The sequence below is a fragment of the Intestinicryptomonas porci genome (assembly GCF_033971905.1).
Lineage (GTDB): Bacteria > Verrucomicrobiota > Verrucomicrobiia > Opitutales > Intestinicryptomonadaceae > Intestinicryptomonas > Intestinicryptomonas porci.
The window spans coordinates 1-21928 of the sequence record NZ_JALBUT010000005.1 but is presented as its reverse complement, the minus strand read 5'-3'; the positions used below and the strand labels follow the sequence as shown (position 1 = coordinate 21928).

The 21928-nt window shown below is 45.8% G+C and carries 20 protein-coding genes, 1 tRNA gene and 1 pseudogene; 8 read left to right on the top strand and 14 right to left on the bottom strand.

What is annotated here, in order from left to right; translation table 11 throughout:
* Window positions 1-27: 27 nt before the first annotated feature.
* The 6 genes from MOX91_RS04985 to MOX91_RS04960 form a co-directional block, all read right to left on the bottom strand.
* A complete protein-coding gene (locus tag MOX91_RS04985) occupies window positions 28-1683 on the bottom strand; it encodes a choice-of-anchor Q domain-containing protein (RefSeq protein ID WP_370396982.1) in 1656 nt (551 codons plus the stop codon).
* A 249-nt stretch (window positions 1684-1932) separates the two neighbouring features.
* Entirely contained in the window at window positions 1933-2175 is a 243-nt protein-coding gene (locus MOX91_RS04980) for a hypothetical protein (RefSeq protein WP_370396981.1), read from the bottom strand.
* Window positions 2176-2515: 340 nt separating this feature from the next.
* Window positions 2516-3514: an exosortase/archaeosortase family protein gene (locus MOX91_RS04975; protein ID WP_370396980.1), complete on the bottom strand. Its 999-nt coding sequence runs from the start codon at window positions 3512-3514 to the stop codon at window positions 2516-2518.
* Window positions 3511-4248, bottom strand: a complete 738-nt coding sequence (locus tag MOX91_RS04970) for an exosortase-associated EpsI family protein (RefSeq protein ID WP_370396979.1) — start codon at window positions 4246-4248, stop codon at window positions 3511-3513. Before MOX91_RS04970 ends, MOX91_RS04975 begins: the two co-directional genes overlap by 4 nt.
* 54 nt (window positions 4249-4302) lie before the next feature.
* Window positions 4303-5136 carry an alpha/beta hydrolase gene (locus MOX91_RS04965; protein WP_370396978.1) on the bottom strand — a complete coding sequence of 278 codons (834 nt, stop codon included), beginning with the start codon at window positions 5134-5136 and terminating at the stop codon, window positions 4303-4305.
* A 17-nt stretch (window positions 5137-5153) separates the two neighbouring features.
* Window positions 5154-6101, bottom strand: a complete 948-nt coding sequence (locus MOX91_RS04960) for an alpha/beta hydrolase (RefSeq protein ID WP_370396977.1) — start codon at window positions 6099-6101, stop codon at window positions 5154-5156.
* A 128-nt stretch (window positions 6102-6229) separates the two neighbouring features.
* Between MOX91_RS04960 and MOX91_RS04955 the strand changes: the two genes are divergently transcribed.
* Together MOX91_RS04955 and MOX91_RS04950 are read left to right on the top strand one after the other, a co-directional pair.
* Window positions 6230-7231 carry an aldo/keto reductase gene (locus tag MOX91_RS04955; RefSeq protein WP_370396976.1) on the top strand — a complete coding sequence of 334 codons (1002 nt, stop codon included), beginning with the start codon at window positions 6230-6232 and terminating at the stop codon, window positions 7229-7231.
* Between the two features lie 3 nt (window positions 7232-7234).
* On the top strand, window positions 7235-7459 hold the full coding sequence (locus MOX91_RS04950; protein WP_370396975.1) for a hypothetical protein: 225 nt from the start codon (window positions 7235-7237) through the stop codon (window positions 7457-7459).
* Window positions 7460-7545: 86 nt separating this feature from the next.
* On the opposite strand, the gene MOX91_RS04945 is transcribed toward MOX91_RS04950, so the two are convergent.
* A complete protein-coding gene (locus tag MOX91_RS04945; RefSeq protein ID WP_370396974.1) occupies window positions 7546-8109 on the bottom strand; it encodes a 6-pyruvoyl trahydropterin synthase family protein in 564 nt (187 codons plus the stop codon).
* A gap of 389 nt (window positions 8110-8498) precedes the next feature.
* Between MOX91_RS04945 and MOX91_RS04940 the strand changes: the two genes are divergently transcribed.
* Window positions 8499-9314: a glutamate--tRNA ligase family protein gene (locus tag MOX91_RS04940; protein WP_370396973.1), complete on the top strand. Its 816-nt coding sequence runs from the start codon at window positions 8499-8501 to the stop codon at window positions 9312-9314.
* Here the strand turns inward: MOX91_RS04940 and MOX91_RS04935 are convergent.
* Window positions 9311-10549 (bottom strand): class I SAM-dependent RNA methyltransferase, encoded by a 1239-nt coding sequence (locus MOX91_RS04935; protein WP_370396972.1) that lies wholly within the window; start codon window positions 10547-10549, stop codon window positions 9311-9313. The two genes, MOX91_RS04940 and MOX91_RS04935, sit on opposite strands and share 4 nt — an antisense overlap.
* A 49-nt stretch (window positions 10550-10598) precedes the next feature.
* On the opposite strand from MOX91_RS04935, the gene MOX91_RS04930 reads away from it, so the two are divergent.
* Entirely contained in the window at window positions 10599-11411 is an 813-nt protein-coding gene (locus MOX91_RS04930; RefSeq protein ID WP_370396971.1) for a TrmH family RNA methyltransferase, read from the top strand.
* 45 nt (window positions 11412-11456) lie between these two features.
* Here the strand turns inward: MOX91_RS04930 and argF are convergent, their stop codons facing one another.
* From argF to argC, 5 genes are read right to left on the bottom strand one after another with little or no spacing between them, the layout of a single operon-like run.
* The gene (gene argF, locus MOX91_RS04925) at window positions 11457-12389 is read right to left on the bottom strand and encodes an ornithine carbamoyltransferase (protein WP_370396970.1); all 933 of its coding nucleotides are present in this window, start codon (window positions 12387-12389) and stop codon (window positions 11457-11459) included.
* Window positions 12386-13582, bottom strand: a complete 1197-nt coding sequence (locus MOX91_RS04920) for an aspartate aminotransferase family protein (RefSeq protein WP_370396969.1) — start codon at window positions 13580-13582, stop codon at window positions 12386-12388. Before MOX91_RS04920 ends, argF begins: the two co-directional genes overlap by 4 nt.
* A 4-nt stretch (window positions 13583-13586) precedes the next feature.
* Window positions 13587-14480, bottom strand: coding sequence for an acetylglutamate kinase (argB, locus tag MOX91_RS04915; RefSeq protein ID WP_370396968.1), 894 nt, complete (start codon window positions 14478-14480; stop codon window positions 13587-13589).
* A complete protein-coding gene (gene argJ / locus MOX91_RS04910) occupies window positions 14480-15712 on the bottom strand; it encodes a bifunctional glutamate N-acetyltransferase/amino-acid acetyltransferase ArgJ (RefSeq protein ID WP_370396967.1) in 1233 nt (410 codons plus the stop codon). Before argJ ends, argB begins: the two co-directional genes overlap by 1 nt.
* Before the next feature lie 39 nt (window positions 15713-15751).
* Window positions 15752-16786 (bottom strand): N-acetyl-gamma-glutamyl-phosphate reductase, encoded by a 1035-nt coding sequence (argC, locus tag MOX91_RS04905; RefSeq protein ID WP_370396966.1) that lies wholly within the window; start codon window positions 16784-16786, stop codon window positions 15752-15754.
* Window positions 16787-17092: 306 nt separating this feature from the next.
* On the opposite strand from argC, the gene dnaK reads away from it, so the two are divergent.
* The 4 genes from dnaK (at window position 17093) to MOX91_RS04885 (ending at window position 21508) form a co-directional block, all read left to right on the top strand.
* Window positions 17093-19042, top strand: coding sequence for a molecular chaperone DnaK (dnaK, locus tag MOX91_RS04900; protein WP_370396965.1), 1950 nt, complete (start codon window positions 17093-17095; stop codon window positions 19040-19042).
* Between the two features lie 107 nt (window positions 19043-19149).
* Window positions 19150-19446, top strand: coding sequence for a co-chaperone GroES (locus MOX91_RS04895; protein ID WP_370396964.1), 297 nt, complete (start codon window positions 19150-19152; stop codon window positions 19444-19446).
* A gap of 26 nt (window positions 19447-19472) precedes the next feature.
* Window positions 19473-21107, top strand: a complete 1635-nt coding sequence (groL, locus tag MOX91_RS04890; protein WP_370396963.1) for a chaperonin GroEL — start codon at window positions 19473-19475, stop codon at window positions 21105-21107.
* Between the two features lie 330 nt (window positions 21108-21437).
* Window positions 21438-21508: transfer RNA gene (locus tag MOX91_RS04885), tRNA-Cys, on the top strand.
* A gap of 130 nt (window positions 21509-21638) precedes the next feature.
* Here the strand turns inward: MOX91_RS04885 and MOX91_RS04880 are convergent.
* Window positions 21639-21800 (bottom strand): annotated as a pseudogene (locus tag MOX91_RS04880) (transposase); the annotation flags it as partial.
* Between the last annotated feature and the right edge of the window lie 128 nt (window positions 21801-21928).

Genomic DNA, 21928 nt, shown 5'->3' with positions numbered 1-21928 from the left:
AAAGGAAATCTACCAAACTAAAACAAGCTATTTTTCCAATACTTTGAGCTTAAAGAAAAGCTTGCCATTAAGAGGAAGAGGTACAGAGTAATTGAACAAATTAAACTCTCCGCTCTCCCCTATTGAAACAGCATCAGCTTCTTCCCAATTTGACATGTCATTTGACATCATAAGCTTTACCGATATGCCTGAAGCGTCTTTGCGAACGGGGAATTGAAAGCTTGCAACGCCGCCTTCCACCGAATGCTTAAAGTTTGGATTTGCCCCATAAGAAGTTGCCCTACTACCATCCAAACCAAACACAAACTTTTCAAGATTTGTTATCCCGTCATTGTGCGGAGTTGCTGTTGGTTTTGCGTTGTAGCCTGAGAGTCCAGCATTTTCTGCCCAATTGTCAAATTCAGACTTATATTCACAAGCTCCTATTGTTGGTGCGGTTTCAGAACGTGCAAAACCTCGTGCATCTGTTGAAACTCCTTCAACAACCTTACCTGTACCTATTGCCGAACTACCAGCTCCTACTGGGCAAGTTTGCACGCTGCCACCATAGTTGCCAAGTGGCATTAGTTTGGGGTCTGTTGTTATTAGTTCTGTTGTAAATGTACAATAACCGCTATTATATATTCCACTCTTACCATTTTGTATTATACAAGTGTCTATTGTTGGCTTACTATATGAATCATAATTATAGATTTCATTACCACCAAATGTCGTGGTATTTCCCCATAATATGCAATTTGTCAACGTCGGACTCGAGGAACCGCGATTATACATCCCACCGCCGTAGTCTTCTGCACTGTTGCCGCTGAACGTGCAATTTGTAAGCGTTGGGCTCGAGAAATAATTATGCATCCCGCCGCCGGAAGAAGCACTGTTGCCACTGAACGTGCAATTTGTCAACACCGGACTACCTCCAGAATTATACATCCCACCGCCGTTGTAAGAAGCACTGTTGCCACTGAACGTGCAATTTGTCAATACCGGACTCGAGGAAATATTATACATCCCACCGCCGTCGGAAGAAGCACTGTTGCCACTGAACGTGCAATTTGTAAGCGTTGGGCTCGAGAAATAATTATGCATCCCACCGCCGTCGAGAGAAGCACTGTTGTTGGTGAACGTGCAATTTGTCAAGACCGGACTCGAATAAGAATTATACATCCCACCGCCGTCGTATTTTGCACTGTTGCCACTGAACGTGCAATTTGTAAGCGTCGGACTCGAGGAAGAATTATACATCCCACCGCCGTCGTCGGAAGCTGAATACCCATTTTGTATCGTTACATTATCTAATTTTGCACTATTTGTAAGCGGATTTGATTTTGTATATTTATTATAAAATACTCTATATTCACCTTCGCCATCAAGGATTGTTTCATTACCAACTACACGCTCTTCTTTTCTTGTTTCTGTTCCTGCAAAACCACCATAAATTGCAACGTTATTTTTCATGGTCATTGCACTACCATGTTTGTATGTGCCTCTACTTATCCATACTTCCGATGGGCTTTCAGAAGTTGCAACCCTTGCAGCAGCATCTATAGCCGACTGAACATTTGCAAACGCTGTAACCCAACTCTTCCCGTCATTTGAATCACTGCCGCTTGTGGTAACATAAAAAACCTGCCCCGCAAACAAATTTGATGCCAATAAAACAAGACTTAATATTATAAAATTTTTCATATTTTTTTAGATATTTACACGTCTACATAAACAAGACTATTTTTATATTTTTGTTTATATTTACTGCCACAATCTACTAATAACTTGCGATTGCCTTCTTTTATAACAAGACAATCACCAAACCCCATATTTATCATTTTTATATTCATTTTATAAAAATAAACAATATGCTAAAATAAAAATTTTATTTTACCTATTTAGTATATTATTTTCATTTAGATTCTTATTAATTTCGACGTCTTGCGATGCTTAGCATTGCAACCAATGCGCCGAAGATTGCTGGTAGGTTGAGGGTTCGGGAACGACGGTAACGTTGCCGTTTAGCATTGTATAAGTGTCGTCAACTGTTCCCTGTTCCGTTGACTTGGTTAGAAGGCGCCATGTCCACGGATTGTTGTTTGTTTCGGGAATGACCCATTCCATGCCTCCGCTTTTGTTGCCATTATCCATCGACGGAGTAAAAAGCATAAATGAAGCCAAAACTTTTTTCATATAATTTTATCCTTGATTGTAAAATCTTTACGAAAAAAGCATGCGTATTAAGAATAAGGTTGTCAATCAAAAATATAAGTTATTTATTCCAAAGAATATTTGAAAATAGATTTTGCGGGTTGTCTTGATTTTGTTTTGTTTAAAAAAATTAAGTTTTTGATTTTAATCATATTGCGCTAATAAAAAAACAACCGTATTCTTAATACGGCTACCAAAATGCTGAAATCCCTTTTAAATAAAAGGGATTTTGGGTGTTTTCTAACATCGGCAAAACTTAAACAGAGCAATTAACAAATTTTCAGCCGCCTTTTTGCCGATTTATTTTATAATGTGCGCAAAATCAATCATTACCGCGGCCGTTTTCCTTGTCGCGAAATTCGGGCGGCACTGCACTAAACTGGAAGATTGGCATTAAAAGCAGCAGGCAGACAATCGTCATAATCATCACAAAATAGCCTGCCGCGTCATGCACGAAGCCGCTGATTGAATCGGGTCCGTTTGTGTAAGCCCAAAATGAAAGGAACATCGCCCTTATCACGTTGTTTATGAATGCAAAAACCATTGAAAACGCCACAAGCAGAACTTTCTTCCAAAGTTTATCCAAAAACACTGCGGCAAGGAATGACCCTGCGAAGAGGCAAGCGGTTAGTGAGCGTATGCCGCTGCAAGCGTCCGCCACGCCCACAGAGCCGTTCGGGAAAGTCAGCGTATTTCCGCTCAATGTCACGACGTAACCAAGCATATCCATTACGTTATATACTATTGCCGCAACTATGCTTAGCAAAAACAAGCTAATTTTGTTTTCTATCACTTCAAATATCGGAGCCGACACAAGCCAGGCAAAGCACGGGAACATGAAAAGCCCCGCGAATTTTACGCGCTCCCCTACGGGCATCAGGCTTCCCGAAAGATTTTTTTCCCCCGCGAAAAACGCCATTGCAAACGCCGAGAACGAAAAGCCGAAAGTCGCAATAAATGTGGGCGCGCCGAAGTTTGACGACACCGCATAAAAGAAGACTCCGAACAAATAAGTTGTTATTCCGCAAAAGAACATCGCGCCGAAAAACAAAATTATAATAATGTCGGCGGCAGAATATTTTTTGCTTTCGACGGACGGATTTTTAAAGTATCCGAAAATTTTGCCCCATCTGTCGTACAAAACATACAATGCGAAAAACGGCATCAAATATCCGAAGGCGTAATCCTGCCTTCCGCTCCAATTTTTTGACAGAGGCTCGATTATCGCGGCAACCATCACAAGCGCGCAAAACGCAAACAAAATTGCGATTTTCGGCATTCTGAAAAATTCGTATTTTTCCAAGAATTTGGGAAGTTTCATTTTTCTGCCTCCGTTTCGCCGTCCTTTTCAAATAAAACAAGTTCGCCCAATACGTTTAGGATTTTCTGAAAATCTGCATCTTCAAATATTTCTTCTATTGGAGAAGAGGAGTCAACCCTTACGAAGTACTGCTCGGGTATGCCCTCTTGGCTTTGCCTGATCATATTTTGCACATACTTTGTCGGGCTTGGAATTGAAGTTTCGCCACTGCCGAAATCGTAGGCTTTGCCGTTTACGACATACCAATAGGCTACTTTTCGATTTTGGACTTCGCCGCTTGGATTTTTTATTTCAAATTCGCGCTTGTAAAAGGGCTTAAGTTTTTTTCCGCCCACATAAAATACGTTGCCGTCGGATTTTTTATCCTTTAAATTTTTCCAGCCGTTACGCACCCAGCAGTTGTCGGGGACATGCGTGGAAGCCTTTGCGACAGACTCCTTGCCCTGCGCCCAGTATGAAATGTAAAGCGTGAACTCAGATTTCCCCGAAGTGTATTTTCGCGACAAATATTCGTTTACCGAAAGCAAGTTTTCGCTCGCCCTTTGGACTTCTTCGGTTGCCCCAAGCGGAGTGTCTTCCCCTTTCCATTTGCCCGACTGCATGGGAACAGCCAAAGCCAAGTGCCCTTCGGGCTTGGGGGGCATTAGAGTTTTAGAAGTGCGCACGCCGACTGCCATCAAAACGATTGCAACCACTGCGGCGAGAAAAGAAAATATCGCGATGATTTTTGCCATAAATAAAAATTTTCACTATTCTTTTTTAGCGGAGTAAAATCTTCAACACAAAAATTAGTTTGCGAATTTATTAAACCGCATCCATTCCAAAAGCAAATCCGCCCACGCGCTTGCGGGAACACCCTTTATTCCCAATCCGTAGCCGTGCCCGCCCTTGTGAAAATAATGAAAATCGACAGGCACTCCGAATTTGCGAAGCGCAAGCATATATGAGACTGAGCTTGCCTCGTAAGCCTTGTCGTCCTGAGTCTGCATTATAAACGCGCGGGGGGATTTTTGAGATGCCTTGATTTCGGAAGACAATTCGAGAGTTTCTTTGTCCGCCAAATATGCGGGATATATCAAGACTGAAAATGCCGCCTTTTTTGGAAAATCGTCCGCGCCGTCAAGCTTTTCATAAAAATCCATATCCTCGTTTGAAAGGCGCGCCGCCAAATGACCGCCCGCGCTAAAACCCATCACGCCGATTTTTTCAGGGTCGATATTGAGAGCTTTTGCGTTTTTATATATCAGGCGCATTGCGCGCCGAGCGTCCTGCAATGCTCCGTCGCGGTTGTCAGGCAGGCGGTAGGCAAGCACAAAGCAGGCAAGCCCGTTTTTTGACAAGAGTTTTGCGGCAGGAACTGCGTCTTTTTGGAGAGCAAGCTGTCTGTATCCCCCGCCGCCCAAGATGAGGACTGCCGCAGTCGGTTCGCCATTATTGTTTTCAGCCTTAAAATACCGCATAAAAGGAAAAGCAATTTCACTATATCGCTCTTCCTCCCCTCCGCCAACGTTTTTTGAAGATTTGGCGGCATAGGGCATCTTTTCGCCGTCCCAAATATAGATGTCTTTGGGAAACGCAAAAGACGGGCAAACCAAGCAAAATAAGAGAAAAAACTTTCCCATCTGCAATAATCAAGAAGTCACAAGGCGAGCTTGTTTGCTTTAAGCCACGTTTTTAAAAGCTCGCCCCAATCCTTAACGGGGCGTTTTTTTTCGTTTAAGCCGTAACCGTGCTCGCCGTCGTGAAAATAATGGAAATCAACGGGAACTCCCGCCGCGCGAAGCGCAAGCATGTAGCCGACCGAACTCATTTCATAATGGAAGTCTCCCTGCGTCTGGGCGATAAACGCCATCGGAGTATCTTTATCCACTTTTATTTCGGGCGACAATGCAAGAGTTTTCCTATCCGCCAAATACGCGGGATAAATCAAAACCGTAAAATTAGGCTTTGCAGAAAGCCTGTCGGCGGAATCCAGTGGGGCGTATGTCTGCCTGCCGTAATTGGTTGAAGCGTTCGCAGAAAGATGCCCGCCCGCGCTGAAGCCCATAACTCCGATTTTTTCGGGATCGACGTTCCATTTTTTGGCGTTTTTGCGAACGAGCCTTATGGCTCTTTGAAGGTCCATCAGCGCACATTCGCGGTTGTTGCCGGGAATTCTGTAAGCGAGAATGAAGCATGTAGTCCCCCCCTCCGAAAGAAATTTTGCAATGTCAGTGCCTTCCTTGCCGTAAGCCAAGTGCGCATAGCCTCCGCCGGGGCAGATTATGATTGCGGGGGCGGGCTTTTTGCTTTCGGTTTTCGCCTTGTAGCATCGAAGAGTGGGCTCGACAACCCTTTGAAAGCCCTCGTTTGGCATTCCGTACTGCCCCGAAGACTTGTTTGGCTTTGCGCCAAACTTTTTGATTGCGTCTTCATAAGACATTTTAACATCGGTATTTTTATTTCTGCCGTCGGGCTGTTTTTCAGAAATTCTTTCAAACACATCGCCGGGCATTTTGACGCCGTCCCAAATTTTTATGTCGAAATCCTGAGAAAAGGCAAAAGACGCCCCCAAAAGGGCAGACAAAAACAAAACTTTTTTAAACATAAAATACATTCCTCTTTAAGTTAATGAGCTTGATTTTTTGAAAAATCCGCAAATTTGCAATTTTAAAAATCGGTTTGAAAGCCAAAAATTTGTTGCAATAAAAAACCTTTCGTAAAAAATGCAAATATATGAATTACATACCATCCTCATCAAGATACGACAACATGCAGTATAACTACGCAGGTAAAAGCGGCTTAAAACTCCCCGCAGTGCAGCTTGGAATGTGGTACAATTTCGGAACAGACGCAGATTTCGAGAACTGCAAAAAAATGATTTTTACAGCGTTTGACTGCGGCATAACGATGTTCGACATTGCAAACAACTACTGCAAATCAACCGCCGAAATCGTTGCGGGAGAAATTTTCAGAAAGCATCTTTCAAGCCACCGCGACGAAATTTTGATAACCTCAAAAGCGGGCTATAAAGACATCGAAGGTCCGTACGGAGAATGGGGCTCAAAAAAAAGCGTCATTGCAAGCCTCGACAGAAGCTTGAGAAAAACGGGCTTGGACTACTTCGATGTTTTCTACTCCCACCGCTTCGACCCCAACACCCCTCTTGAAGAAACCATAAACGCGCTCTGCGACGCCGTAAAGCAAGGTAAGGCTCTATATCTTGCGGTGTCGAACTACGACGGCAAATCCGCGCAAAAAGCCTTTGAAATCGCAAAGTCGCGCAATGTTCCGCTAATAGTAAACCAAGTCCGCTACAATATTTTCGACAGAAGAATAGAATCAAACGGTGCGCAGGACACAGAAGATTTAAGCCTTGTATGCTACTCCCCATTGGAACAGGGTCTGCTTTCAAACAAATACGTAAACGGCATCCCCGAAGACTCGCGCGCAGGAAGAGAACCGACAAACCCATGGCTTAACAAGGAAACGATTTTCCCGAGAGTTGAAGCTGTCAAGAAGATGTGCGAAATCGCAAATTCCCGCGGGCAGTCCCTTTCTCAAATGGCGATACGCTGGCTTTTGCAAAGAAAGAGGGTCGCAAGCGTGCTAATAGGCGCAAGCAAGCCCGAGCAGATAAAGGACTGCGCAAAAGCCGTTTCAAGCAGCGAAATATCCGAAAGCGACATGCAGAAAATAGACGAAATAACATCGGGCTTATATATCGAAAAGATGTAAATTATGTTTCGCCGAAACAAAAAGATTATCATCAAAAAGGATATAATCCCCGCCGAAAAGATTGATCCCATGAGAAAGCCGAAGACGTTTAACGAAACGCGCTTCGACAGGTTTGACATACCGGGAGAAACAGGAAAATCGATTCGCAAGATATTGCTTATCATTCTGTTTCTTATCGGGCTTTGGTTTCTGGCAGAATGCGTCAAGGCGTGGAATATTTTTCAATAGCGCGACGCATTTAAATTTCGGGCACAAAAAAAACGCAATATTTTCATATTGCGTTTTTATATTTTGCGATTTTGCGCAAGGCATGGTTATTTTTTATAACCGCACTTCGGGCATACGCCCTTTTCGTTCATCAAAATTCCGCATAGCGGGCATCTGTCTTTTGTTTCGCTTGGCTTAAACTCTTCGCTTGCTGCGTTAACTCCGCTTGTAAAGGTGATTTTTGAGATGTTCAGCTTGTCTTTTAAAAGCTCATAAACAATCTTTATCATTCCTTCGACTGTCATTGTTTCTTTTGTGACAACCAATCTGCAATCGGGATAAGCAGTTGCAAGGTCGGTTTTAAAGGCGCATCCTTTCATTGTGTTCGTGGGAGTTCCATTTTTTATGCCTTGTTTTTCATAGACATCCAAAATCGCAGGCAATAGAGGATCGTCTTGCCTTAAAATAAGAGAGTGGTCGAAGTTTTTCAATGTTTCCCATGCAATTTTTTTAATTTCATTGCAGGGAAACACCATATTGACGCCCTCATTTACGCTGTCTTCGACTTCGATTGTCAAAATGCCCGTATGCCCGTGCAGATATTGAGCTTCGCCCTTAAAGCCGTAAAACCTGTGAGCGTACTGCAAGTCTAATGTTGTAATAGATTTCATGATTTATTTCCTTTTGTGTGTTAGATTTTAAAAGAAAATCATTTGTATTTCTATTTTGTAAAATACAATAACGATTTTCATTATCATTTTTATTTTTTAAAAAAATTCCACACTCATCGTCAAGAAAAAAATGAGAAAAGTTTTAATTATATTTACTGGTTTTATTTGAAAACCCTTCTTAATTCTTGCATTTTAGATTTTATCTAAACCGCACAAACCGGTTATTTCTGTAAGCTTTGGAGTTTCTCGCCTTGAAAGATAGAGAATTTCTAAAAAATTGATTTCTAAAATAAAAATCCAATAAAAAAATAATTTCCCGAAAAGCTTTGCTTTTTTTTAAAAAACAATTTCGATTTTTTTTAAAAGAAACATTTGCAACTTTTAATCCTATGTCCAAAGAAAAACCATATCGTGGAAGAATAGCTCCTACCCCTTCGGGATTTCTGCACCTTGGGCATGTCGCGACATTCAAAACCGCCTGCGAAAGGGCAAAAAAGGCGGGCGGAAAAATAGTTTTAAGGGTTGAAGACATCGACTCTTCGCGCGTTCGCAAAATTTACGTTGACCAAATTTTTAAAGACTTGAAATCCGCGGGAATTTCATGGGACGAAGGCGCGGGAGCAGGCGGAAAATTCGCCCCCTACTTTCAATCGGAGCGTCTTGATTTATACAAAAAAAGGCTGGAATTTCTTATATCGAAAGACCTTGTTTACCCGTCATACGCAAGCAGAAGCGAAATAAAATCGAAAGCTGCGATTTCAAAAAACCCAGATTTTCCGGAAGCAATTTTCCCGATTGAACTCCGACCCGAAAAAATAGAAATGCCGAAAGACATTTTTAAGACAAACTGGCGATTTAAAGTTCCGCAAAAAGAAGACATCGAGTTTTTCGACGAGCTTATGGGTAGCCAAAAATTCACCGCGCAAACAGACTTCGGCGACTTCCTTGTCTGGCGGAAAACGGGAGAACCAAGCTACGAGCTTGCAGTGGTTTCCGACGATATCGACATGGAAATCACGGAAGTTGTGAGAGGTTGCGACTTGCTGTTAAGCACGGCGCGGCAAATTCTTCTCTACCGCGCCTTTGGCAAGACTCCGCCGAAATTCGCGCACTGCCCGCTCCTAAAAGACGGCGGCAAAAAACTTTCAAAGTCGGTCTTGAAAAATGACTTTAAAAACCCCTTTTTAGTCAAAAATAATTTTTAGCTGACTTTTTCGAGAACCGCGACGTTTTCAACGTGCCTTGTCTGTGGAAAGAGGTCGAAGGGCTGCAGTTTCAAGATATTGTATCCCCTTGCAACGAGATACTTCAAGTCCCTCGCCTGCGTGTCGGGCCCGCACGAAACATAAACCAGCTTTTTGGGCGAAAACGCAATCAGCTGCTCCAAGAAAGCCTCGTCGCAACCCGCCCTAGGAGGGTCGATTACCATTGAAGTTTCCTCTCCCTTAAAGGGAATTTCGGCAAATATTTTTTCAGCCTTGCCCGATATGAATTCGCAGTTTGAAATATTGTTTGATTTTGCATTTTCCTTGGCACACAAGATGGAATTTTCGCTGATTTCAACGCCCATCACCTTTTCAAAATGCCTTGCGCCCCAAAGAGCGAAACCGCCGACGCCACAATACGCATCAACCAAATATTTTGAGCCTTTCGCCTCGCAAATTGCAAAATCCAAAAGTTCGGGAAGAATAAATGGATTATTTTGGAAAAATTCTCCCGCTACGAATTTCAATATAAGCTCCCCTACTTTTTCTGAGGCAACTTGGCGGTTGTCGGTAATGACGCCCTGCAATGTGTCGCGCAATAAAATCGTTCCGCCCCGCTTAAAAGTATTGGCGCGGGCTTTTATTTCATCGCGGATTGAGGGCATTGCTTCATTTATCGCCTTTGACGCAATCGGGCATTGCGGCACGTCAACTATGACATTCCGCCTGCCCTGCATTATAAAGCCTATCGGCATCTCCCCGTCTTTTCGCGGACGCTCATAATGCGGGGTAAGCTTGGAGCGGTAGCCGAAAATCGCGGGTGATGGATGCGTCGGCTCGACTTTGGCGTCCTTGATTTCCCCTATGCGCTCCATCAAGTCTTTTATCTGCTTTTGCTTCCACCTAAGCTGTGCTTCGTAGCTTAAATGCTGGTACTGGCAACCACCGCAAACCCCGAAGAGCGCACACTTCGGCTTAATCCTGTCAGGCGACGGCTTAATGACTTCAATTAAATCGGCCTCTGCATAATTTTTTTGATTGCGGAATACGCGGGCGCGCACCCTTTCTCCCGACAATGCGTAAGGCACCATCACGACAAAGCCGTCAACCCTGCCGACGCCAAAGCCCAAATTCGTTATGTCGTCGATGTCGAGTTCTATTTCCTGGTGGTATTCAAAATGCCCCGCCTTGAAATTGCGCGGAGCTTCAAAAGAGTTTTTGGAAAAGTTATCCATTGCAAAAGTTTATTTTTTTTATTCTAATTGCGCTCAAAAGATTTTTCAGATGGAAGAAGAGTTTATACAAAGCAAACAAAATCCACGAATAAAGGCGTTGTCAAGACTTCAAGAGCGTTCGGGCAGAAGAAAGCTCGGACTTTTCGCCGTAGAGGGGCTCAGGGAGCTTCAAAGGTGCATTTTGGCGGGAGTCGAAGTTAAGGAAATTTATTTTTGCCCCGACATGTTCAAGAGCTTGGAGCACAGTGGTTTTATCACGTCGGTGCGCGGGAAAATTCCGCTTTGCAGGGTTTCAGAACAAGCGTTTGAAAAAATCTCAAACCGCGAGGGCTGCGACGGCATTTTCGGCGTTTGCGAACAGTGGAAAACTTCGCTGAAAGAAATAGTTCTTCCCCAAGACAAGCCCGCGCTGATTTTGGTTGCCGACAGAATTGAAAAACCAGGCAATCTCGGCGCAATGCTGCGCTCCGCCGACGCGTCGGGAGCGACCGCAGTCTTGCTTTCAAACCCGATAACCGACATCTTCAACCCCTCCGTCATAAGGGCGTCGCAGGGCGCGGTTTTTTCGCTTAAAATCGCGGAGGCAAGCGAGGGCGAAATTTTTGATTTTCTTAAAGCAAACGGCATAAAAACCTACGCCGCGGCTCTCGGCGCGACAAAAATCGTATGGGATTGCGATTTTAAAGAATCTTCTGCAATCGTAATGGGTTCTGAAAAAGACGGTCTTCCGCAGGACATAATAGACAGGTGCGATGAAATCGTAAAGCTTCCGATGCTCGGTCAAGCCGACAGCCTCAACGTCAACATAGCCGCAACCCTTATTCTTTTTGAAGCCGTAAGGCAAAGGTACAAAAAAATATAGCTTTGGAGTTTTTCCAAAGCCATATTGAAAATTTGTTGAAATCCGTCAGAATTTCAGCCCCGTCAAAATCGCCTTTTGAACATGCAGGCGGTTTTCGGCTTCGTCGAAAATTATCGCCTTTTTGCTGTTTAAGACGCCTGCGCTTACTTCTTCGCCTGCGTGTGCGGGCAGGCAGTGCATGAATATTGCGCTGTCTTTGGCTTTTGCGAAAAGCTTTTCGTTTACTTGGTAAGGCGACATCGTTTTGATGCGCTCCGCCTTTTCTGCTTCTTTTCCCATGCTGACCCATACGTCGGTGTAAAGGACATCGGCATTCTTTGCTGCCTTTTCGGGATCAGGCTCGAAAGTCCAAGTCGGATTTAAGTTTGCGTCTTCAAAGAACTTGTCAAGCTCCTTTGTCGGACGGAATTCTTCGGGGCCGCTCAAAACGACTTCCAAGCCGAACATTCCACCTGCAAGCGCGAGAGAATAAGCCATATTGCAAGCAGTATCTCCGTAAAACACGAACTTCCTGCCCTTTATTGCTTCAAGAGTCGGGTTGCCGTTTCCAAAGTGCTCCATCATCGTAAAGATGTCGGTATAGCTTTGGCAAGGGTGTAGAGCATCTGTAAGCGCGTTTACTACGGGAATGCCCGAGTATTTTTTGAAGTCTTCAACAACGTCATGCCCGAATGCCCTGATTACGATGCCGTGCAAATACCTGCCCATTACTTTTGCGGTGTCCTCAATGGTTTCACCGCGCGAAATCTGCAAGTCATCGGCTTCCAAAACCATCGGATTTGCGCCCAATTCATAGACGCCGGTCTGGAAAGAAAGGCGTGTGCGCGTGCTTTTCTTGAAGAAAATCAAGCCCCACGACTGGTCTTTCAAAACGTCGAGCCTGCCCGCGCCGCGGATTTTCTTGTAGCGGCTTGCGATGTTAAACACTTCCTTAGCCTCGTCGAAGCTAAAATCTGTCTCTCTTAAAAATGATCTCATATTTCAGATATTGTTTTTTCAAATATTTTGAGCGCCGAATTTACTTCGGATTCCTTTATGTTAAGCGGAGGCAAAAGGCGCAATGCATTCGACCCCGCAGGCACTAAAATAAGCCCGTTTTTAATAAGCGCGGAACAGACGTCCGCATTCTTGTAATTATCCTGAAAAAGCACGCCTATCATCAAGCCGACTCCCCTTGCAAGCTTAATCTTCTGCGGATATTTTTTTGCGATTTTTTGCAATGAAGAAAGCAGCTTTTTGCCGAGCTTTTCAGCGTTTTGGCAAAGCTTTTTCGAGTCGATTTCGTCCATTACGGCGTTTGCGCAAGCGCAAGCAAGCGGATTTCCGCCAAAAGTCGTACCGTGAGACCCGGGTGTAAACAAGTCCTGATACTTCTCGGAAAGCCAAATTGCGCCAATCGGGAAACCTCCGCCAAGCCCCTTTGCCATTGAAATTGCGTCCGCCTTAACACCGAACTTTTTAGACGCGCTGAATTTGCCCGTGCGCCCGACGCCGCATTGAACTTCGTCGAACATGAGCATTGCGCCGTGCTTGTCGCAAAGAGAGCGCAAGCCCTGCAAAAATTCCTTTGTGGCGGGCAAGACTCCGCTTTCGCCCTGTATAGGCTCAACCAAAACTGCGGCAACGTCGTCGCCCATCAAATCTTCAACGGATTTTAAGTTATTAAATTCCGCATAGCTGAATTCAGGCATGAGCGGAGAAAACCCCTTTTGGATTTTTTCCTGAGCGGTTGCAGACAATGTGGCGAGCGTCCTGCCGTGAAAGCCGTTTACGGCAACAATCACACGAAACTTCCTGCCCTCTTCGCCCGACAATTTTTTGCCGTTCAAGCGGGCGGCTTTCAACAATGCCTCGTTTGCCTCCGCGCCCGAATTGCAAAAGAACACCTTGCCTTTCCCCATCTCTTTTACGAGATGCTCCGCCGCGTCTGCCTGCGGCGCGTGCATGTAAAGATTGGAACAATGCCCAAGCGTGTTTGCCTGCTTAATGAGCGCGTCAACCAGCTTTTTGTTGCAATGCCCGAGACTCAAAACCGCAATGCCGCCGCCGAAGTCGAGATACTTTTTGCCGTTTTCGTCCCAAACATGCGCGCCTTTGCCTTTTACAAGCGTAATCGAACGTTTGCCGTAATTGCCCACCGCGTATTTTTCGTATTTCTCAGAAACTTTCATAATCTCAATGAGTTGTAATTTCCGTTCCAATGCCCTTGTCGGTAAATATTTCAAGAAGAAGGCTATGTGGCATGTAGCCATCAATAAAGTGCACTCTACGCACTCCCGCCTTTATCGCCGCAACGGAGCTGTCCACTTTCGGGAGCATTCCCCCTCCTATAATGCCTTGCTTTTTCAAATCTTCAACCTCGTCAACGTGCAAGGTTGAAATAAGAGTTGAAGGATCTTTCGGGTTGCGCAAAAGACCTGCGATGTCGCACAAAAAGACGAGCCTGCGCGCCTTCAACGCCGCCGCAACCGCCGCCGCCGCAACGTCGGCATTTGTGTTGTAGGCGTGGTTGTCGCTTTCGCCAATTGCGATTGGAGAAATTACGGGGATTTTTCCCTGAAGAAGAATGCCGTTAATTATGTCGGCATCGACTTCGGAAATCTGCCCGACATAGCCCAAGTCGATTTCGTTTCCGTCGGCGTCATGCGAAAAATGCTTTCTGCACTTGAAAACCTTGTTGCCCGCTATCGAAAACGGAGAGCTGTGGCAGGACTTCAAAAGCTCGCAAATTTCGCCGTTTACTTCCTTATTCAAGACGTTTTCTACAATTTTTACCGCGGCGTCGTCGGTAACCCTCATGCCGTTTTTAAATTCGACGTTCAAGCCTGAATTTGCCATCGCTCTCGATATCGCCTTGCCGCCGCCGTGAACCACAACAACGTTTATGCCGACAGCCGCAAGCAAAGAAATATCCTGCGCAACGCGCTTGCGAAGTTCGGGGTCGGGGTCGTCCATAAAAGCTCCGCCGTACTTTACCACAAAAGTCTGCCCCTGAAATTTCTTGATGTAAGGCAATGCCTCTATCAAGACGCCCGCCTTTTTCGAGCTTGATTCAATGTGCGCTTCCATCACTCGCCTTTGTTGAAATCAACATACGCTTCCGACAAGTCGGTCGTGAGCAATGATTCCTCAAAATCTCCCAAGTTCAAATTCATCGTAATGACAAATTCCTTTCTTGAAACGACTTCCTTCCAAGACGCCTTGTTCTGAACTTGAGGTTCGCCCTGCTTTAAGACTGCAATGTTGTCGTAATGCAAATCCATTTTTGAGAAATCCAAGCCCGTGCGCGCATAGCCCGCGGCGTCGGCAAGCCTGCCCCAGTTCGGGTCCGACCCGTACCATGATGACTTGACAAGGAGCGAATTGCAAATCGCCCTGCAAATTTTTTCCGCCTGCTCGGAAGAGCTTGCGCCCTTTACGCGCATTTCAACAACCTTTGTTATGCGCTCGCCGTCGGCTACGATTTTGCGGGCAAGCTCCCTGCAAACAGCAGTAAGAGCATCTTTGTAAGCTTCAAAGAAAACAGTGTTTGGCTCTACCAAGATTCCGCTTTTTGCGGAGCAAACCGCAAGTACGGTGTCGTTTGTCGACATGTCGCCGTCGATTGTTATGCGGTTAAAGCTTTTTGAAACGGCGAATGAAAGCGCCTGCTTTATTGTTGACTGGCTTGCGTCAACGTCGGAGCCGATAAAGCAGAGCATCGTTGCCATGTTAGGCTCAATCATGCCCGCGCCCTTTGCCATTCCGGCAACAGTGAACATTCTGCCTTCGCACAACACTTTCGCGCAAACCACTTTTATCTTGGTATCGCTCGTAAGAATTGCGTTTGCAGCCTTCAAGCCGTTTTCTTTTGTGGGGGCTGCCTGTTTTAAAGCCTCTTCAATGCCTTTTGAAACTTTTTCCATCGGCATTCTTTCGCCAATTCTGCCCGTAGAGCAGACCAAAACCTGCGTCTTGTCAACGCTAAGCCCCGCCGCGACTTTCGCGCACATTTCGGAAGCGTCGCGCAAGCCTTCTTCGCCCGTGCAGGCGTTGGCGTTACCGCTGTTTGCCACGATTGCAGATATTGTACGCGTGCGCGAAAGGTGCGCAATGTCCGTAAGAACGGGAGCCGCCTTTACGTCGTTTGTTGTAAATACGCCTGCGGCGGCAGAGGGTTTTTCGAGCTTGACCAAAGCCAAGTCGAGCCTCGACATGTCGTTTTTGTTGCGAATGTCGCAGGCAACACCCGCGAGGGAAAAGCCGTCAACTTCGGCAAGACCCGAACAGTTGTCTGAAATTTCTATTGAATAAGGTTTCATTTTTGTATCCTTTCTTTTCGCAATTTGCGGTAAAATTTTTTATAAAAGCCCAGCATCTTCACCGAAGCCGAACATCAAATTCATAATCTGGACAGCCTGCCCGCTCGCGCCTTTAATGAGGTTATCAACCGCGCTTGTGATTATCAAATTCTTTGTCCTCGAATCATAGACTGCGGAAATATCCACGCGGTTTGTGCCGCTGACATAGAGAGTGTCGGGCTGTTTTCCCGAAGGCAAAACCTTCACGAATTTTTTGGACGCGTAATATTTGTTCCAGATTTCATAGACCTTCTCGACGCCTTCAAACTTGGCAGGGAGAACTATAGTAGTGAATATTCCGCGCGTAGTCGGCGAAAGGTGCGGAATGAACTGGACAACAATATCGCTTCCCGCGGCTATTGAAAGCTGCTCTTCAATTTCAGATAAGTGGCGGTGCTTCGGCAAGCCGTAAGCCGTCATGCTTTCATTTCTGACGCAGTAAGAATACATCAAATCCGCCTTTCTGCCGCCGCCCGAAACTCCGCTGTAAGAATCTATCACAATCCCGCTTGCAGATACGGCGTGTTCGCGCATAAGCGGAATGAGAGGCATTAAAATGCTTGTCGGATAGCACCCGGGGCATGCGATAAGTTTATCGGATTTAGAGATGTCGAAAAGTTCGGGAATTATGTATTTGCCAAGTTTAAGCAAATCGGGCGCGGGATGCTCCGCCTTGTAAAATTCCAAATATCTTTCGAGAGAGCCGAGCCTGAAATCTGCGGAAAGGTCTATAACGGTCTTTCCCGCCGCCAAAAGTTCGCGCGCATACTCCGCCGCAACGCCGTGTGGAAGAGCGAGGAACCAAAGGTCGATGTCGTCCATTTTTGCCTGAGTTGCGGGGTCGGACTTTACAAACTTGAAATCGTCCGAGAATATGTGCCTTAAAAGCGGCATATCCTCAATTACAGGCTTGCCTTCAAGCGAGCGCGAAGTCACCGCCGCCAATTCGACATTGGGGTGCCTGCCCAAAATTCTCATAAGTTCGATGCCCGCATAACCCGAAGCACCAGTCACGCCTACTCGTAATTTTTTCATGATTCTTATTTTAAAAGTTTGCCATTATTACACTTTTTTTGCCAATTACAACAATTCATTTTATTTGAATTTTATTTTTTATCCGAAATATTTTTTAAAGCTGCCGATAAGCTATAATAATCATAAAAAGCACAAAAAACAGAGACAAAACGCGCATGGCGCGACAAAATGTCTCACCGGTCGAGACAAGAAGCGGGACAGAACAAAATCAAAGAAAGCATCATAAAGGCATAAAACTCTTTTTAATCAACAACATAAATAAAAAACAAATAAAATGGCACGCAATGTGCTACAAAGGAAAGCATTATGAGTAAAATATTAGGCATTGACTTAGGTACAACAAATTCCTGCATGGCGGTTATGGAAGGCGGCGAAAGCGTCGTTATCCCCAACAGGGAAGGCGCAAGAACCACTCCGTCCGTAGTCGCTTTTTCAAAGACAGGCGAAAGGCTTGTCGGGCAGGCGGCAAAACGCCAGGCTGTCACAAATCCAAAAAACACAATTTATTCGGTAAAGCGTTTCATCGGCCGCAAGTTTGCGGAAGTTCAAGACGAAATCAAAAATTTCCCGTACACCATTTTGAAAGGAAAAAATGACGGAATTTTGATTGAATGCGACGTAAACGGCAAAAAGGAACAATTCTCTCCCGAACAAATTTCCGCAATGGTTTTGCAACAGCTGAAAGCCGACGCGGAAACATATCTTGGCGAAAAGGTGACGAAGGCTGTCATTACGGTTCCCGCCTACTTTAACGACGCCCAGCGACAGGCGACAAAGGACGCCGGCACAATCGCGGGCTTGGAAGTAATGAGAATCATCAACGAGCCGACAGCGGCGTCTTTGGCTTACGGCCTTGAAAAGAAAAGCGATGAAACCATCGCGGTTTACGACTTGGGCGGCGGCACTTTCGATATTTCCGTCCTCGAAATCGGCGACGGGGTCTTTGAAGTGAAGGCCACAAACGGCGACACACAGCTCGGTGGCGACAACTGGGACGCGGCAATCATCGACTTCTTGGTTGACGGTTTCAAAAAGGAAAACGGCATCGACCTCAAAAACGACCCGATGGCACTCCAGCGTTTGCGTGAAGAAGCGGAAAAGGCGAAAATCGCGCTTTCGACTTCCCAGCAGACAGACATCAACCTGCCGTTTATCACCGCAGATGCGACAGGACCGAAACACTTGAACGTAACTCTCACACGCGCAAAATTGGAACAGCTCACAAGCGACCTCCTGCAAAGGACAGTAAAGCCGTTTGAAGCGTGCTTGAAAGACGCCGACATCACTTCTTCCAACATCAATGAACTCGTCTTGGTAGGCGGTATGACCCGCATGCCGGCAGTCGTTGAGCTTGCCGAAAAATTGGCAGGCAAGAAACCGCATCAGGGCGTTAACCCCGACGAAGTCGTCGCAAGAGGCGCGGCAATTCAAGGCGGCGTCTTGCAAGGCGATGTAAACGATGTTCTTTTGTTGGACGTAACACCTCTTACCCTTTCAATCGAAACCGCAGGCGGCGTTTCAACCCCGATGATTGAACGCAACACCACAATTCCGAAGAAGGCTACGCAGATTTTCTCGACCTACGCCGACAACCAGACGGCGGTTGACATCAAAATCTTGCAGGGTGAACGCCCGATGGCAAAAGACAACAAGATGCTCGGTAATTTCCGCTTGGACGGCATCGCTCCTGCTCCGCGCGGACTTCCGCAAATCGAAGTCACCTTCGACATCGACGCAAGCGGCATTCTCCACGTCTCCGCAAAGGACAAGGGCACGGGCAAGGAACAGCAGATTTCCATCACAGGCTCGAGCGGACTTTCAAAGGAAGACGTCGAAAGAATGAAGAAGGAAGCGGAAATGAACGCCGCCGAAGACTTGAAGATTAAGGAAACCGTCGAAGCCAAAAACGAGCTGGACAACCTCTCTTACCAAATCGAAAAACAGGTAAAAGAAGCAGGCGACAAGCTCCCGGCCGACGTGAAATCGAAGCTTGAAACCGCAGTTGCAGACGCCCGCAAGGTCTTGGAAAAATCGGACTTGACCAAGGAAGAAGCAAAGGCGGAATCCGAAAAGCTGACAAAGCTCATTCAGGAAAACGCCGCGGCATTCCAAGCTGCCCAGCAGGCGGCGGGCGCAGGCGCGCAAAATGCGGGCGCATCCTCAAGCGCATCGGCTTCCGACGCCTCGGCAAAGAAGGACGACGTGGTTGACGCCGACTTTGAAGTCGTGGACGACGAAAAGAAAGACAACAAGTAAAAAATTGCCAAGCAGGCTTGCAAAGTTAAAAAAAGCTTTGTAAGCCGCGGCATTTTTTGTTTTCATTCAATTTTTATTTCTATTTAATTTTTAACAGAAAAATAATTATGGCAAAAATAAACATCCAACCTCTCGGCGACCGCGTTTTGGTAAAACAGGTCGAAGAAAAAGAACAAATCAAGGGCGGCATCATCATTCCCGACGCCGCAAAAGAAAAGTCCCAGGAAGCGGAAGTCGTCGCTTTGGGCACGGGCAAGACTGACGAAAACGGAAAGAAAGCCGCTTTTGAAGTCAAAGTCGGCGACAAAGTTTTGATTGCAAAATACGGCGGCACAGAAGTAAAGGCGGGCGATGAAAAGTTCACCCTGCTCCGCGAAGACGACATCTTGGCAATCCTCAAATAATTTAAATAAACGGAAAGAAAAACAAAATGGCAAAACAATTGGTATTTGATGAACCCGCAAGAAAGAAAATCCTAAAAGGCGTTGAAATTCTTGCAAAGGCAGTAAAAACGACCCTCGGCCCGAAAGGCAGAAACGTCTTAATCGACAAGAAGTTCGGTGCTCCAATGGTGACAAAGGACGGCGTGACTGTCGCAAAGGAAATCGAGCTTGAAGACGCTTTTGAAAACATGGGCGCGCAGATGGTAAAAGAAGTTGCATCGCGCACAAACGACAATGCGGGCGACGGCACCACAACCGCGACTGTTTTGGCTGAAGCAATCTACCGCGAAGGCTTGCGCAATGTATCTGCGGGCTGCAACCCGATTTTCTTGAAGCGCGGCATCGACAAGGCTGTTGAAGCGGCTGTTGCCGAACTCCACAAAAATTCAAAAGCCGTAAAAGACCGCGAAGAAATCCGCCAGGTCGCAACAGTCTCCGCTAACTGGGACAACGAAATCGGCAACATCATCGCCGACGCTATGGACAAGGTTGGCAAAGACGGCACAATCACTGTTGAAGAAGCAAAGTCTATCGAAACATACCTCGACGTTGTCGAAGGTATGCAGTTCGACAAGGGCTATTTGTCTCCCTACTTCGTAACCAATGCCGACACAATGGAAGCGGTTCTCGAAGACGCCTACATCTTGATTAACGAAAAGAAAATCTCCAACCTCTCCGATCTTCTCCCGATTCTCCAAGCGGTCGCCAAAACAGGCAAACCCTTGATGATTATCGCAGAAGACGTCGAAGGAGAAGCACTGGCTGCATTGGTTGTAAACCGCTTGCGCGGCACATTGAACGTATGCGCAGTTAAGGCTCCCGGCTTTGGCGACAGGCGCAAGGCAATGTTGGAAGACATCGCAATCTTGACGGGCGGACGCTGCATCACCGAAGACTTGGGCATCAAGCTCGAAAACGTTCAGGTTGCAGACTTGGGCAAGGCAAAGCGCATCACAGTTTCCAAGGAAAACACGACAATCGTTGAAGGCTGCGGCAAGGCAAGCGACATTCAGGCGCGCGTAAAGCAAATCCGCAGGGCAATCGAAGAAACAACTTCCGATTACGACCGTGAAAAGTTGCAGGAACGCCTCGCAAAACTCGCAGGCGGCGTGGCAGTCATCAATGTAGGGGCTGCAACAGAACCCGAAATGAAGGAAAAGAAAATGCGCGTTGACGACGCATTGCACGCTACAAGAGCGGCAGTCGAAGAAGGCATCTCGGCAGGCGGTTCAGTCGCACTCTTGCGCACCGCAAAGGCAATCGACGCATTGACGGCAACCCTCGAAGGAGACGAAGCAATAGGTGCGGCAATCGTTCGCCGCGCAATCGAAGCTCCTCTCCGCCAGCTCTGCGCAAACGCGGGCGAAGAAGGCGCATTGGTCGTAAAAGAAGTTTTGAAGAGCAAAGGCGGCATGGGCTACAATGTGGCGACAGGCAAATTTGAAGACCTCTTCAAGGCTGGCGTTGTCGATCCCACAAAGGTAACCCGCACGGCATTGCAAAACGCATGCTCCGTATCGGGACTGCTCCTCACAACAGAATGTATGATTTCCGACAAGCCCGAAGAAAAGAAGGCTCCCGCAATGGATCCCTCAATGGGCGGCATGGGCGGAATGATGTAATCATACCCAATCAATCAAAAAAGGATTTCCATTTGGAAATCCTTTTTTTGTGCCCCGCAAAAACCGTTTTTTCAAAACCCCCCACCATAAAAAACAGTGATATTATTTATTGAATAAGCATAAGGCAAAAACGGAAAATAAATCTAATGATTAGCAAAGAGGAAGAATAGCACATCCTAATTTTGCCGCACTTGAAAAAAACGATTAGATGATGAATTTTTACGATAAAACAAACTCCGATTTAAAATAATAAAAAATTTAAGGCGGAGTTTTTATTTTTTTGCTTGATTAACGAAACAATATATGATTGTCTTATTATCTTTAAATTACGGCGTGGTAGCCAAGTGGTAAGGCAAGGCTCTGCAAAAGCTTCACCGTGGGTTCGATTCCCACCCATGCCTCGTAATAAAAACCGTCCGAATCTTATGCTTCGGACGGTTTTTTGTTGATTGGCAAAGGAATTGAAAACCAACCAAGACAAAGTTCAAAACCAAGAAAAATCTTTTGTGTCAACACCAAAGAGAGTGGATTTTAGTGAAAGAGGCCGCATAGAACCAAGACCCTCAATCTGTAATTTTCAAAGTTTTTATAACCGTAAGCCATTCGTTGTATCAGTTTTATTTTCCTATGGAAACCCTCGGTTATTCCGTTATTTTTCGTAAATCTCCACATTCGGATTATTGGCGTAAACCAGTCGCTTATTGTCTATGCGAGCCTCTCAAACTCTTGTGTCGCTTCGTATTTCATCTGTTTCATCATTGTTTTCAGTTCCTTTATATTTCTCTTACATTCCTTTGCCGTTTGATGTTTCCTGTTCAGCA

Coding starts and splice junctions, on each gene's coding strand:
- MOX91_RS04985 (WP_370396982.1), bottom strand. CDS start 1,683: ATGAAAAATTTTATAATATTAAGTCTTGTTTTATTGGCATCAAATTTG.
- MOX91_RS04980 (WP_370396981.1), bottom strand. CDS start 2,175: ATGAAAAAAGTTTTGGCTTCATTTATGCTTTTTACTCCGTCGATGGAT.
- MOX91_RS04975 (WP_370396980.1), bottom strand. CDS start 3,514: ATGAAACTTCCCAAATTCTTGGAAAAATACGAATTTTTCAGAATGCCG.
- MOX91_RS04970 (WP_370396979.1), bottom strand. CDS start 4,248: ATGGCAAAAATCATCGCGATATTTTCTTTTCTCGCCGCAGTGGTTGCA.
- MOX91_RS04965 (WP_370396978.1), bottom strand. CDS start 5,136: ATGGGAAAGTTTTTTCTCTTATTTTGCTTGGTTTGCCCGTCTTTTGCG.
- MOX91_RS04960 (WP_370396977.1), bottom strand. CDS start 6,101: ATGTTTAAAAAAGTTTTGTTTTTGTCTGCCCTTTTGGGGGCGTCTTTT.
- MOX91_RS04955 (WP_370396976.1), top strand. CDS start 6,230: ATGAATTACATACCATCCTCATCAAGATACGACAACATGCAGTATAAC.
- MOX91_RS04950 (WP_370396975.1), top strand. CDS start 7,235: ATGTTTCGCCGAAACAAAAAGATTATCATCAAAAAGGATATAATCCCC.
- MOX91_RS04945 (WP_370396974.1), bottom strand. CDS start 8,109: ATGAAATCTATTACAACATTAGACTTGCAGTACGCTCACAGGTTTTAC.
- MOX91_RS04940 (WP_370396973.1), top strand. CDS start 8,499: ATGTCCAAAGAAAAACCATATCGTGGAAGAATAGCTCCTACCCCTTCG.
- MOX91_RS04935 (WP_370396972.1), bottom strand. CDS start 10,549: ATGGATAACTTTTCCAAAAACTCTTTTGAAGCTCCGCGCAATTTCAAG.
- MOX91_RS04930 (WP_370396971.1), top strand. CDS start 10,599: ATGGAAGAAGAGTTTATACAAAGCAAACAAAATCCACGAATAAAGGCG.
- argF (WP_370396970.1), bottom strand. CDS start 12,389: ATGAGATCATTTTTAAGAGAGACAGATTTTAGCTTCGACGAGGCTAAG.
- MOX91_RS04920 (WP_370396969.1), bottom strand. CDS start 13,582: ATGAAAGTTTCTGAGAAATACGAAAAATACGCGGTGGGCAATTACGGC.
- argB (WP_370396968.1), bottom strand. CDS start 14,480: ATGGAAGCGCACATTGAATCAAGCTCGAAAAAGGCGGGCGTCTTGATA.
- argJ (WP_370396967.1), bottom strand. CDS start 15,712: ATGAAACCTTATTCAATAGAAATTTCAGACAACTGTTCGGGTCTTGCC.
- argC (WP_370396966.1), bottom strand. CDS start 16,786: ATGAAAAAATTACGAGTAGGCGTGACTGGTGCTTCGGGTTATGCGGGC.
- dnaK (WP_370396965.1), top strand. CDS start 17,093: ATGAGTAAAATATTAGGCATTGACTTAGGTACAACAAATTCCTGCATG.
- MOX91_RS04895 (WP_370396964.1), top strand. CDS start 19,150: ATGGCAAAAATAAACATCCAACCTCTCGGCGACCGCGTTTTGGTAAAA.
- groL (WP_370396963.1), top strand. CDS start 19,473: ATGGCAAAACAATTGGTATTTGATGAACCCGCAAGAAAGAAAATCCTA.